Origin of the sequence: Pseudomonas sp. PP3 (assembly GCF_905336995.1) — a bacterium.
Lineage (GTDB): Bacteria > Pseudomonadota > Gammaproteobacteria > Pseudomonadales > Pseudomonadaceae > Aquipseudomonas > Aquipseudomonas reinekei.
Genome location: NZ_HG995459.1, coordinates 5,144,077 through 5,157,827 on the forward strand (window position 1 = coordinate 5,144,077; position 13,751 = coordinate 5,157,827).

The following is a 13,751-nucleotide window of genomic DNA, read 5'->3' on the forward strand; positions in this document are numbered from 1 at the left end:
GCTGGACCGCGAAGCGGTCCCCCGACCAACACCGCGTTCAGTAAGAAAAAATCCGTCACCAGGTTTTGCGGCTGCTGCTCAGCCGAGCGGGAGCAAGCTCCCGCGCCACAAAAGCTGTCTGCACCGAACCATCGAGTCCGAACCCAAGGAAACCGTATGAGCCTGTCACTCCTGAGCCGCTACGCCTTCTTTGCCGTCTGCGTGATCTTCACCCTCGCCAGCCTGCCCTTCCTCGAACACGACTGGCTCTGGCCAATCACCGCCATCACCGGCGTACTCAGCCTGCTCGGCTTGTTCGACCTGCTGCAAAGCCCTCATGCGGTGCGCCGCAACTACCCGATCCTCGGCAACATCCGCTATCTGGTCGAAGGCATTCGCCCGGAAATCCGCCAATACCTGCTCGAATCCGACAGCGACGCCCTGCCCTTCTCCCGCGCCCAGCGTTCGCTGGTTTACTCCCGGGCGAAGAATGAAAGCGCCGACAAACCGTTCGGCACCCTGATCGACGTGTATCAGTCGGGCTTCGAATTCATCGGCCACTCCATGCGCCCGGCGCCGTTGAGCGACCCCAGCGGTTTTCGCGTAATGGTCGGTGGCCCGCAGTGCACCCAGCCGTATTCCGCGTCGGTGTTCAACATCTCGGCCATGAGTTTTGGCTCACTCAGCGCCAACGCCATCCGCGCGTTGAACCAGGGTGCCAAACTCGGCAACTTCGCCCATGACACCGGCGAAGGCAGCATCAGCCCCTATCACCGCGAACACGGTGGCGACCTGACGTGGGAACTGGGCAGCGGCTACTTCGGTTGTCGCACCAGCGATGGCCGCTTCGACCCGGAACGCTTCGCTGCGCAGGCGCAAACGCCGCAAGTGCGGATGATCGAAATCAAGATGAGCCAGGGCGCCAAACCCGGTCATGGCGGCATCCTGCCCAAGCACAAGGTCACCCGGGAAATCGCCGACACCCGCGGCATCCTGATGGGCGAAGACTGCATTTCGCCGTCACGCCACAGCGCGTTTTCCACGCCAATCGAACTGATGCATTTCATCCAGCAATTGCGTGAGCTGTCCGGCGGCAAACCGGTGGGTTTCAAGTTCTGCCTCGGTCATCCGTGGGAGTTCATGGGCATCGCCAAGGCGATGCTGGAAACCGGCATTCTCCCGGACTTCATCGTCGTCGACGGCAAGGAAGGCGGCACCGGCGCCGCGCCCGTGGAGTTCACCGACCACATTGGCGTGCCGATGCGCGAAGGCCTGCTGTTCGTGCACAACACCCTGGTCGGCCTGAACCTGCGGGACAAGATCAAACTCGGCGCCAGCGGCAAGATCGTCAGCGCCTTCGACATCGCCAGCGTGCTGGCCATTGGCGCCGACTGGGCCAACTCGGCGCGGGGTTTCATGTTCGCCATCGGCTGCATCCAGTCGCAGAGTTGCCACACCAACAAATGCCCGACCGGCGTTGCCACCCAGGACACCCTGCGCCAACGCGCGCTGGTGGTGCCAGACAAGGCTCAGCGCGTCTACAACTTCCACCGCAACACCCTCAAAGGCCTGGCCGAGATGCTCGCTGCCGCCGGTCTCGAACATCCGTCGCAGTTGTCGGCCAAGCATCTGGTACGACGCATGTCGGCCACCGAGATCAAGCTGTTCTCGCAGCTGCATGTCTTCCTCAAACCCGGCGAGTTGCTCACCGGCGAAGTGAATGGCGAGTTCTATTCGCGGATGTGGCAGATGGCGCGGGCGGACAGTTTTGAACCCAATGAAGTAGCGGCGGCCTGATCAAGGATCAAGAGATCGCAGGCTGCGATCTCTTGATCTTCACCAACGCAGCGTTTTGATCGGGGCCGGCTCTTTGAAGACGATAAAACCGTAATCTCCAATCAGATAAATCCGGTAGTACTGGTTCTCCACCAGCGCCGGAAAATGCTGGTAGCCCACGCGCGTGGCGTTACGCCGTTCCTTCTCTGCGACCACGTTGGTAATGCCCACCTTGGGCAGGTTTTCAGCCAGCATGTAAAAGTCGATGTTCAGCAGATAGTGCAGCACGGGCATGCGCTTGAACGATCCCGCCGCCCCCACCAGCCAATGGTCTGAATAGGTCACCGACATGTAGAGGCGCTTGGCGTCACGCAGTCCTTGCCGGCTCGCGATGTCGTGCTCAAGGCTGAACAACGCACTGGCGGCGAAGGTTTTCTGCACCGTCAGCACCCGGCCATAGGCGAACGACAACGACAGCATCGCCAACAGCGGCACCACCAGCAACAGCGGCAACCGCTCATGCACCGACACCAGCGCCAGATGACTCAAATAGAACAGCAGCACCAGCAACACGGCAAACCCCATCAAGGTTCTGGCGCCTTCGTTGAAGTCGCGAAACAGCAGCGCAATACCGGACACCAGCAGTACCACCACTGGCACGACCAACACGCACAAGAGACCGACCAGTAGTTTCGCAGCCCCACTGTCTTCGCGCTGCCTGATGGTCATTGCGAGACGGACCGCACCGGCGATGGCGCATAACAACAGCCCGGCGAACACCCACGCAAAGCCGCCATGAAACAGCAGCATGACCTTCTCCAACACACGTTCGACGTTAATTTGCAGTTGCAGCCAGGGCTGTGCCGACAGATTCAACATTAGCGTTCGATCGTGGCCCATGAACGGGAACGCGCTGACGCAATAGATCAACCAGCCAAGCAAGACCTGCGCACATTTCCAGCCGATCACACTCGACCATGCCGACCACGCCTGTTTGTCTTGGGCGATCCTGAGCACTTCAAGGCAGCACAGGCCCAGAAACACATTCAGGCTCACCTGATACAAGCCCAGCGCCAGCGCGATCAGGAAGGCAGGCACCAGCCATTGCAGACTGCGGCGCGGGTGACGCCAGGTGATCGCATAAATCACCGCGACCACGCTCAAGACCATCGGCGCGCCGTCATATTGGTAGGACAGGTTCTGCAGGAAAAACGGGTTGTACCAGAGCGGCAACAGCACCAGGCAACAGGCGATGGTCGGCTGGCGAAAATAGTGGAAAGTCAGGCTGGTCAACGCCGAGGTCATGGCCAGAGTGGCCAACAACAACGGCAATGGGAAGATGTTCGGCGCGGAGCCGGTGAAAGTCAGCGCGTTGTAGAACAGTTCGGTGAACAGTCGCCCCTGCTCGGCCCAGGCCATGCCGCCCGACAGCGAACGCCAGTTGTCATCGATATAGGGATAGTCCGCGAGGATCACTGGCAAGACGTACAGCAACGTCGCGATCAGAAAAAACAGCCAGACCTGGCGGCGCCCGAGTTCCTTGATGAAAAAGTCGCTCAGCCTACCCATGTCAGCGCTCGTGCCGGTCTTTGCCGCCAACGATGTCCTTGATGACATATCGAGGCCGATGCTTGGCTTCAATATAAATCCGCCCGACGTATTCACCGAGGATGCCGATGCCAATCAACTGCACGCCGCCGAGGAACAGAATGGCGGTCATCAACGACGGATAGCCGGGCACGCTGTTGCCGAAGAAAACCTTGTCCAGCACCATGTACACCGCGTACAGCACGGCGAAGATCGACACGGCGCCACCGACGTAAGTCCACAGCCGCAACGGCACGGTGCTGAACGACGTCACGCCCTCCAGCGCCAGGTTCCACAGTTTCCAGCCGTTGAACTTGCTACTCCCCGCCACCCGTCCGGCCCGTTCGTATTCCACCACCACGGTGTTGAACCCGGCCCACGACAGCACACCTTTCATGAAGAGCTGATGCTCGGGCAGGGAGCGAATCACATCCACGACCTTGCGATCCATCAGGCGAAAATCGCCGACGTTTTCTTCGATACGCGTGTACGCAATGCGGTTGAGCACATGGTAGAAAATCGACGCACTGTGGCGTCTGAGGTAACCGTCGGCGGATCGACTGCGACGCTTGGCCAGCACCACATCGGCGCCCTTCTGCCATTGTTCGATCAACTGCGGGATGACGCTGATCGGGTCCTGCAGGTCGACGTCCATCGGGATCACCGCATCGCCGCTGGCATACTCCAGGCCGGCGAACAGTGCAGGCTCCTTGCCGAAGTTGCGCGAAAAGTTGATCAGCAACACCTGGTCGTCCGCCTGCGCCAAGGCCGCGGCCTGCTCAGCGGTGCGGTCGGTACTGCCATCGTTGATGAACACGATTTCGACTTCGATATCGCCCAGTTTCAACTCACGGCGCACGGCCTGATAAAACAGGTTGATCGCCTGCTCTTCATTGAATACCGGGACGATCAACGAAACCTTCATACACCACGCTCGCGAAACACCACGTACTTGGAAAACAGGAAGCCGAATACCAGGCTCAACGCCGAAAACAACGCCACGGTCAGCAGACCGTGAAGCCGCCACAAATCACCGGCATGGCCGACCCCGTAACTCAACGCGCCCATCGCCAGCATAAACAGCAGATAGCCACCGACCGACAGTTTGCTGTCAAAGGTATAGAGCGCATTCATGTAGAAGGAAAACGAGGCCGCCACACAGAACGCCGCCAGATTGCTGACAGCCTGACTGAAACCGGCCGCCACGCTGAGCAGGAAAAAGATTTGCCAGTGAATAAGGGTGTTGGCGACCCCGATCACCGTGTAGCTGGACAAGCCCTTCCATAACTGTCTCATGCTAACGATCCTTTACTGGACGACGTGATGTCCCTCGTAAATATTGGAGCTTGTCTACTGTCAGAAATCGCAGGTTGGCACGCCTTTCAGACCAGCGGTTATCATCCCGACCCCGGCCAGGAGACATTCCGAAATACCCCGTCTTTGCAATTGAAGGCGAATCAGTCCACCCTGCGCGCCGCCGATGAGCGGCCTGTAATCTTTGTCGCTTTCGGATACTCCTTTGTTCAACATTCCGAATACGAGCCTGCCGTCATGACGTTAGCGCGCGATCACCGGATCGACTTTTTTCGCGGTCTGGCACTGATTTTCATCTTCTGGGATCACGTGCCCCACAACCCTTTGGGTCAAATCACAATGCGTAATTTCGGCTTCAGCGATGCTGCCGAAGTCTTCGTGTTCCTGGCCGGTTACGCGGCCGTGCTGGCCTACGGCAAAATCCTCGCGCGCGAGGGTTTTCTGATCGCCTGTGTGAAAATCCTGCGCCGTGCCTGGGTGCTTTACGTGGTGCATATTTTCTTGCTGGCGATGCTGATGGGCATCGTGTTCTTCGCCAACAGCCACGTGGAAACCCGCGATCTGGTCGAAGAAATGGGCATGCACCACTTCATCAGCGACCCGCAGCAGGCCTTGATCGATGAGCTGTTGCTGCGCTTCAAGCCAAACCTGATGGACCCGCTGCCGCTGTACATCGTGCTGCTGGCGGGGTTGCCGCTGGTGCTGCCGATCCTGGTGCGCAAGACCTGGGTGGTGGTGGCGATGTCAGTGGCGTTGTACCTGATGGTGCCGTTGGCGGGCTGGAACCTGGCCGCCATCAAGGACGGCGTGTGGTACTTCAACCCCGTCGCCTGGCAGTTGCTGTTTATCCTTGGCGGCGCCGCGGCGATTCACTCACAGCGTGCACGGCTACCGGAGACCCGACCGTTGATTCGTCAGCCGTTGTTCATGACCGCGGCGGTGTACGTTGTGGTCGCCGGGGTGCTGACTGTCCTGTGGCGCTGGCCGCAGATCCACGACGCCTTGATGCCATCAAGCCTGAGCAATCTGCTGTACCCGATCAGCAAGACCAACCTGTCACCCCAACGCTTGCTGCACTTCCTGGCGCTGGCCTATGTCACTGCGAAACTGCTGCCCGACACCGGATGGACGCAAAACTGGCTGGCACAGCAAAGCTGTCGCATGGGGCGTTTTTCGCTGGAGATTTTCTGCCTCGGCGTGTTGCTGGCGCCTTTGGCGGACATGATCAATGCGCTGACCGACGATGCGTTCGCCATGCAGATTTTTACGGCGTTGGTGGGGGCTGGGTTGATGGCGTTGCTGGCGGTTTGGCTGGAGTTCAACAAGCGCTTGAATCGATCGCCTCACGTCGCGCCCGCCTGAGCGCTTTTGTGGCGAGGGAGCTTGCTCCCGCTGGGGAGCGTAGCGCCCCCAAAAATGGGACTGCTACGCAGTCCAGCGGGAGCAAGCTCCCTCGCCACAGGTTACTGATTGCTCGCTCTATCTCTCAACTGAACAGCATTACGGCCATATGGACCGGGGCTTTTGTATTTCAGGTGCTACGACTTACGACGCCGTACGCACCGCACCTTGCGACACATTGGTCGGTTGCAGCTTGAACACGTAGAACAGCACCGTCAGCAGCACCAGAAACGCAGGCCCCACATACAGCGCCACGCGGGTGTCCGGGAAGTACGCCATCAGGCCGACCACCAGCACCAAAAACGCCAGCGCCAGATACGAGCTGACCGGGTACAGCCACATGCGGTATTTCAGGCCGGCACGTTCGCTGGCGCTCAGGCCCTGGCGGAATTTCAGCTGGGCCAGCAGGATCATCACCCAGGTCCAGATCGCGCCGAAGGTGGCAATGGCCGTCACCCAGACGAAGACTTTTTCCGGCACCAGGTAGTTGAGCAACACACCCAGCAGCAACGCACCGATCGACAGCAACAACGCACGACGCGGCACGCCGTTGTTCGACGTTTTAGCGAAACCGGCCGGCGCCTGACCGTTCTGAGCCAGGCTGTAGAGCATGCGTCCGGTACTGAAAATGCCGCCGTTGCACGACGACAATGCTGCGGTGATCACCACGAAGTTGATGATGCCGGCGGCGGTCTTGATGCCCAGTCGCTCGAAGGTCATCACGAACGGGCTGCCCTGGGTACCAATTTCGTTCCACGGGTAGATCGACAGGATCACGAACAGTGCGCCGACGTAGAACAGCAGAATCCGCCAGAACACCGAGCCGATCGCATCAGGAATGGTTTTTTGCGGGTTCTTCGCTTCACCGGCGGTCAGGCCGATCATCTCGACACCGAGGTAAGCGAACATGACCATTTGCAGGGACATCAACACGCCTTGCACGCCATTGGGCATGAAGCCTCCGTGGGCCCACAGGTTGGAAATGCCCAATGCCACGCCATCGTTGCCGAAACCGAAAGCAATGATGCCGACGCCGCCGAGCACCATGGCGATGATGGTGACGATCTTGATCAGGGCGAACCAGAACTCGAATTCACCGAAGGCCTTGACCGCGATCAGGTTGATCGAGCCCATGCTGACCAACGCTGCCAGCGCCCAGATCCAGCGCGGCACATCAGGGAACCAGACGCCCATATACACCGCCACGGCGGTGATTTCCGCGACACAGGTCACCAGCCACAGGAACCAGTAGTTCCACCCGGTGAGAAAACCCGCCAGCGGGCCGAGATAGTCCTGGGCGTAGCGGCTGAACGAGCCGGCAACCGGGTTGTGCACGGCCATTTCGCCGAGGGCACGCATGATCACCAGAATCGCCAGGCCACCGATGATGTAGGACAGCATGATCGCCGGGCCGGCCATTTCAATGGCCTTGGCCGAACCGAGAAACAGACCGACGCCGATACAGGCACCGAGCGCCATCAGGCGAATGTGCCGTTCGCCGAGTTCGCGTTTGAGCGGACCGCCCTGAGCGGTGTCGCCGTGGGGCAGATGATTGCCTACGGACATAGGGGTACAACCTCGTCTTGTTATTGGATATGACCACCGAGTGTTGAAGCGCGAACCGATAGGTCCTCGCTTCCCGTAACCGGCACCGCCTCGTGGGCGGAACCGTCCTGCGGGTCAAACCGGCAAGATCAGCGGGGGCATTCAGTATAAAAAGCTGCCGCAAGCGTATTTCACTCTATAAACCACAAAAAACAGGCGTAACTCTGGGCAAAAATGCTATTTGCGGAGAAGGATTGTCTGAGTTTTGTAGGAATTTTCGCTATTGCAGGCGGCGGGGAGTATTGCACGGTATGGGTGCGGCGTCATGCCTTGCTCTTGGCCGTAATACCCATGGGACACGTCTAGATCGGCATTCCCAACTTGCAATGATCTCCTCGCCACAGAGGATCACTTTCCCTTAGGGATTTCGGACATTTCCCGCAGACGTTGAAGCTACCCGTAGGCCTGTGAGCGACTAGATTCAGATGAAAGCTCTAAAAAAGGACGCAAGGAATGCTTCCACGCCCAAACTCGCATTTACTACGCCGAGGCCGTTTTTCGGAATCAGGTCGGGCCTACCTCATCACTGCGGTTGTACATCAGAGACGCCCTATGTTCAGTGATTGGAATCTGGGACGTTTGTTGGTAGCGGAACTCAAGCGCGCCCACGATCAGGAAAGAGTGAACTCGATTGCCTGGGTGATCATGCCTGATCACTTTCATTGGCTCGTGCAGATCGAAGAATGCACCTTGTCGCAACTCATGCAGACAACCAAGTCCCGTAGTACGTTGACGATTAACCGGGTATTGAATCGAACGGGCGCATTCTGGCAAACCGGCTATCACGACCGGGCAATACGCGGCGGGGAGGACTTACGGCCTTTCGCCCGCTACATCGTTGCTAATCCTTTACGTGCAGGATTGGTTGAACAAATCGGTGACTACCCTCTGTGGGATGCCTGCTGGCTCTGAACCCAACACTGCTCACTTTGTGGCGAGGGAGCTCGCTCCCGCTGGGCTGCGAAGCGGCCCCAATAACCTGCAATCGAAATGTACCTGACCCGACCCGGCGTTTGGTTTGGGGCTGCTGCGCAGCCCGGCGGGAGCAAGCTTCCTCGCCACAGGGGATCACTTTCTTTTAGGGATTTCGGACATTTCCCGCAGACGTTGAAGCTACCCGTAGGCAAAAGAATGCCTCCACGCCCAGATGCCTGCTGGCTCTGAACCCAACGCTGCTCACTTTGTGGCGAGGGAGCTCGCTCCCGCTGGGCTGCGAAGCGGCCCCAAATCCTGCAATCGGAATGTACCTGACCCGACCCGGCGTTTGGTTTGGGGCTGCTGCGCAGCCCAGCGGGAGCAAGCTCCCTCGCCACAGGGGATCACTTTCTTTTAAGGATTTCGGACATTTCCCGCAGACGTTGAAGCTACCCGTAGGCAAAAGAATGCTTCCACGCCCAGATGCCTGCTGGCTCTGAACCCAACGCTGCTCACTTTGTGGCGAGGGAGCTCGCTCCCGCTGGGCTGCGAAGCGGCCCCAAATCCTGCAATCGAAATGTACCTGACCCGACCCGGCGTTTGGTTTGGGGCTGCTGCGCAGCCCAGCGGGAGCAAGCTCCCTCGCCACAGGGGGATCACTTTCTTTTAGGGATTTCGGACATTTCCCGCAGACGTTGAAGCTACCCGTAGGCAAAAGAATGCTTCCACGCCCAGATGCCCGCTGGCTCTGAACCCAACGCTGCTCACTTTGTGGCGAGGGAGCTCGCTCCCGCTGGGCTGCGAAGCGGCCCCAAATCCTGCAATCGGAATGTACCTGACCCGACCCGGCGTTTGGTTTGGGGCTGCTGCGCAGCCCAGCGGGAGCAAGCTCCCTCGCCACAGGGGATCACTTTCTTTTAGGGATTTCGGACATTTCCCGCAGACGTTGAAGCTACCCGTAGGCAAAAGAATGCCTCCACGCCCAGATGCCTGCTGGCTCTGAACCCAACGCTGCTCACTTTGTGGCGAGGGAGCTCGCTCCCGCTGGGCTGCGAAGCGGCCCCAAATCCTGCAATCGGAATGTACCTGACCCAACCCGGCGTTTAGTTTGGGGCTGCTGCGCAGCCCGGCGGGAGCAAGCTCCCTCGCCACAGGGGATCACTTTCTTTTAGGGATTTCGGACATTTCCCATAGACGTTGAAGCTACCCGTAGGCAAAAGAATGCTTCCACGCCCAGATGCGATGGCTCAGAAGCCAACGCTGCTCACTTTGTGGCGAGGGAGCTCGCTCCCGCTGGGCTGCGAAGCGGCCCCAAATCCTGCAATCGAAATGTACCTGACCCGACCCGGCGTTTGGGTTGGGGCTGCTGCGCAGCCGAGCGGGAGCAAGCTCCCTCGCCACAGGGGATCACTTTCTTTTAGGGCTTTCGGACATTTCCCGCAGACGTTGAAGCTACCCGTAGGCAAAAGAATGCTTCCACGCCCAGATGCCTGCTGGCTCTGAACCCAACACTGCTCACTTTGTGGCGAGGGAGCTCGCTCCCGCTGGGTTGCGAAGCGGCCCCAAATCCTGCAATCGGAATGTACCTGGCCCGACCCGGCGTTTGGGTTGGGGCTGCTGCGCAGCCCAGCGGGAGCAAGCTCCCTCGCCACAGGGGATCACTTTCTTTTAGGGATTTCGGACATTTCCCGCAGACGTTGAAGCTACCCGTCGGCAAAAGAATGCTTCCACGCCCAGATGCCTGCTGGCTCTGAACCCAACGCTGCTCACTTTGTGGCGAGGGAGCTCGCTCCCGCTGGGCTGCGAAGCGGCCCCAAATCCTGCAATCGAAATGTACCTGACCCAACCCGGCGTTTAGTTTGGGGCTGCTGCGCAGCCCGGCGGGAGCAAGCTCCCTCGCCACAGGGGAAACAGTTACCCGATATCTGGAGGTCCACAATTTTTTCACCAACGCCAACCACCGTCTAAGCTTCAGACAAGTCCGATCAATCTGCGTGAATGGATCAGTCGACTATGGGCGCTTTATGGCAAACCGATTCGAGTAAAACCGTGGTCCAGACTGAACCTGTGGATGAAGCGCCATTACCTGAAAAACCTCCTCGCAGCCGCGTCAAGCACGGCTGGAAGGCGTTTTGGCTGTTGTTGGTGATCATTGCCATCGTGGTAGGGCTCGCGGCTGCCAAGGAAATGCGCACCTCGAGGTTTCAATCCCGGGAAGTCAGCAAGTTCGCCAAGACCCTCACGTATGAGCTAAAACCTGGCCCCAGCGATGCGATTCACTATCCGGGTGCCGGTCCGTTCGATCTGCGCCTGGGCTACAGCTCCCTGGGCGAGTTCCTGCCACGGTTGCTCAAGCGCGACTACGTGATTACCGAGCAAACGCGCTTTTCCCCGGCGTTGATGAACTACACCGACAAAGGCCTGTTCGTGCCCTATGCGGAAAAAATCCAGGCCGGCCTGTCGATCACCGATTGCCGTGCGGCGCCCCTGTACCAGTACAACTATCCGCAACAGCTCTATGCCAGCTTCGACGCGATCCCGCCGGTCGTGGTCAACAGCCTGCTGTTCATCGAAAATCGCTTCCTGCTCGACCCTCGCCAACCCTTGGCCAACCCGGCGGTGGACTGGCCACGGTTCGGCATGGCGGCCTATACCCAGGTCGCCAAAATGTTGCATCTGCCCGGTCAATCAGCGGGCGGCAGTACCCTGGCCACGCAACTGGAAAAATACCGGCATTCGCCCGATGGCTTGACCGCATCGGGCGGCGAAAAGATCCGCCAGATGATTTCCGCCAGCGTGCGCGCTTATCAGGATGGGCCGCAAACACTCAAGTCGCGGCAGAACGTGGTCCGCGACTATCTCAACAGCGTGCCTCTGTCAGCCGTGCCGGGCCACGGTGAAGTGCACGGCATGGCTGAAGGTTTGCGCGTGTGGTACGGCGCCGACTTCAACACGGCCAACGAACGCCTGGCCAGCGACGCAACGGATCCAAAAAGCCTGGCGGAAAAAGGCCTGGCCTTGCGCGAAATGTTGTCGTTGATGATCGCCCAGCGCCGCCCTTCTCATTACCTGACCAAAGGCCGGGATGAACTGGCCGACCTCACCGACAGCCATATTCGGCTGCTGGCACAGAACAACGTGATCGACGCGCCGTTCGCCGCGGCAGCACTGGCCAGCAAGGTTACGTACCGCGACTGGGCGACCCAGCCGACCATGCAACCGATCGAAACCAACAAGGGCATCAGCGTCGCGCGCAGCCGGCTGGCCGGGTTGCTCAATCGTCCGTTGTACGACCTCGACCGCCTCGACCTCTCGGCCACCAGCACCCTGCAAGGTGAACTGCAAACTCAGGCCACCGCCTACCTGAAAAAACTCGCCGACCCGGCCTATGCCACCGAAATCGGCCTGATGGGCGAACGCTTGCTGACCCCCACCAGCACCACCCAGGTGCGCTACAGCTTCACCTTGTTCGAACTGACCCCGGACGGTTCGCGGGTGCGGGTACAGACCGACAGTACCGACCAGCCGTTCGACATCAACGAAGGCAGCAAACTGGAACTGGGCTCCACCGCGAAAATGCGGGTGATGACGACTTACCTGCAAATCATCGCCGAGCTGCACGACAAATACGCCGACATGGGCGTACCGGAACTGAAGAAAGTCGAAGTACCGGAACAGGACCGCCTCAGTCGCTGGGTCGTCGATTACCTGATCGAGAACAAGGACCACAGCCTGCAGCCCCTGCTCAGTGCCGCGCTGGACCGCAAATATTCCGCCAGCCCCGGCGAAGCGTTTTTCACCGGCGGCGGGTTGCACACGTTCCATAACTTCCGCAAGGAAGACAACGGTCGCCTGCCAACCCTGCGCGATGCCCTGCGGGAGTCGATCAACCTGCCGTTCATTCGTCTGATGCGCGACCTGGTGCGCTATACCACCTACTCCGGGCCCAACAACAGTGCCGAACTGCTCAAGGACGACCGCGATCCACGCCGTCAGGAATACCTGGCCTCGTTCGCCGACCGTGAGGGCACTTCGTTCCTGCTCAAGTTCTGGAAAAAGTACCGCAACAAAGACACCCAGGCGCGTCTCGAAACCTTCCTCGACAGCATGCGCCCGACCCCGATCCGTTTGGCCGCCGTGCACCGCTACCTGTTGCCGCAGGCCAGTCAGCAAAGCTTCAACACCTTCGTGCGCTCGCACCTCACCGGCGCCAAGCTCACTGAAAAACTCACCGACGAACGCCTTGAGCGGCTTTATCAAGCCTATGGCCCCGGCAGCTACGACCTGCCCGATCAGGGCTTCATCGCCAAGGTGCATCCGCTGGACCTGTGGATGATGGGTTACTTGCTCAATCATCCGGACGCGACCTTCAAGGACATCGTCAAGGCCAGCCGGTTTGAACGCCAGGAAGTCTACAGCTGGTTGTTCAAGAGCCGGCACAAGGGGGCCCGCGACAACCGCATCCGCACCATGCTCGAGATCGAAGCGTTCCTCGACATTCACCAACGCTGGCAGAAAGTCGGCTACCCGTTCGACCATCTGGTGCCGTCACTGGCCACCGCCATCGGCAGCTCTGGCGACCGCCCGGCAGCGCTGGCCGAATTGATCGGAACGATCCTCAACGACGGTGTGCGCATGCCGACACTGCGGATTGACAGCCTGCAGTTCGCAACCAACACCCCTTATGAAACCCGGCTGGCCAACGACCCGGATGTCGGCAAACGCGTGATGCCATCGGAAGTCGCGACTGCAATGCGCGAGGCGCTCTCGCAAGTGGTGGACGCCGGGACCGCAAGACGGTTGGCCGGCAGTTTCAAACTGCCCGATGGCACACCTCTGTCCATGGGTGGCAAGACCGGTACCGGCGATAACCGTATCGAAGCCATCGGCTCGGGTGGACGCATTCTCAGTTCGAAATCCGTCAACCGCACAGCCACGTTCGTGTTCTATATCGGCGAAAGCCACTTCGGCACGCTGACCGCTTATGTGCCGGGCCGCTCGGCGGAAAACTTCACCTTCACCTCGGCGCTGCCCGTGCAAGTGCTCAAGGGCATGGCGCCGATCCTGACGCAATACCTGCAACCTGGCACCCATACGATGTGCCAGCCAAGCCAGGTGACGGCCGGCCGTTGAGTGAGCGCCCATAGCGGATACGGAATGGCGGTACATATGTA

At 59.5% G+C, this 13,751-nt stretch carries 8 protein-coding genes; 4 read left to right on the plus strand and 4 right to left on the minus strand.

All coding sequences use genetic code 11. From position 1 onward, the window contains the following. Positions 1-156 precede the first annotated feature (156 nt). On the plus strand, positions 157-1,776 hold the full coding sequence (locus tag KHO07_RS23425) for an FMN-binding glutamate synthase family protein (RefSeq protein ID WP_075946673.1): 1,620 nt from the start codon (positions 157-159) through the stop codon (positions 1,774-1,776). Between the two features lie 39 nt (positions 1,777-1,815). On the opposite strand, the gene KHO07_RS23430 is transcribed toward KHO07_RS23425, so the two are convergent. From KHO07_RS23430 to KHO07_RS23440, 3 genes are read right to left on the minus strand one after another with little or no spacing between them, the layout of a single operon-like run. After that, the gene (locus tag KHO07_RS23430) at positions 1,816-3,324 is read right to left on the minus strand and encodes a glucosyltransferase domain-containing protein (protein WP_212625666.1); all 1,509 of its coding nucleotides are present in this window, start codon (positions 3,322-3,324) and stop codon (positions 1,816-1,818) included. Position 3,325: 1 nt separating this feature from the next. Then, a complete protein-coding gene (locus tag KHO07_RS23435; RefSeq protein ID WP_150732037.1) occupies positions 3,326-4,267 on the minus strand; it encodes a glycosyltransferase family 2 protein in 942 nt (313 codons plus the stop codon). Beyond that, positions 4,264-4,638: a GtrA family protein gene (locus tag KHO07_RS23440; protein WP_150732036.1), complete on the minus strand. Its 375-nt coding sequence runs from the start codon at positions 4,636-4,638 to the stop codon at positions 4,264-4,266. Before KHO07_RS23440 ends, KHO07_RS23435 begins: the two co-directional genes overlap by 4 nt. Before the next feature lie 255 nt (positions 4,639-4,893). Between KHO07_RS23440 and KHO07_RS23445 the strand changes: the two genes are divergently transcribed. After that, positions 4,894-6,018, plus strand: coding sequence for an OpgC domain-containing protein (locus KHO07_RS23445; RefSeq protein WP_212625667.1), 1,125 nt, complete (start codon positions 4,894-4,896; stop codon positions 6,016-6,018). Between the two features lie 183 nt (positions 6,019-6,201). Here the strand turns inward: KHO07_RS23445 and KHO07_RS23450 are convergent, their stop codons facing one another. Next, positions 6,202-7,623, minus strand: a complete 1,422-nt coding sequence (locus tag KHO07_RS23450) for an amino acid permease (RefSeq protein WP_212625668.1) — start codon at positions 7,621-7,623, stop codon at positions 6,202-6,204. 492 nt (positions 7,624-8,115) lie between these two features. Between KHO07_RS23450 and KHO07_RS23455 the strand changes: the two genes are divergently transcribed. Further along, positions 8,116-8,574, plus strand: coding sequence for a transposase (locus KHO07_RS23455; RefSeq protein ID WP_150732033.1), 459 nt, complete (start codon positions 8,116-8,118; stop codon positions 8,572-8,574). Positions 8,575-10,590: 2,016 nt separating this feature from the next. After that, positions 10,591-13,710: a transglycosylase domain-containing protein gene (locus KHO07_RS23460; protein ID WP_212625669.1), complete on the plus strand. Its 3,120-nt coding sequence runs from the start codon at positions 10,591-10,593 to the stop codon at positions 13,708-13,710. Positions 13,711-13,751 lie beyond the last annotated feature (41 nt).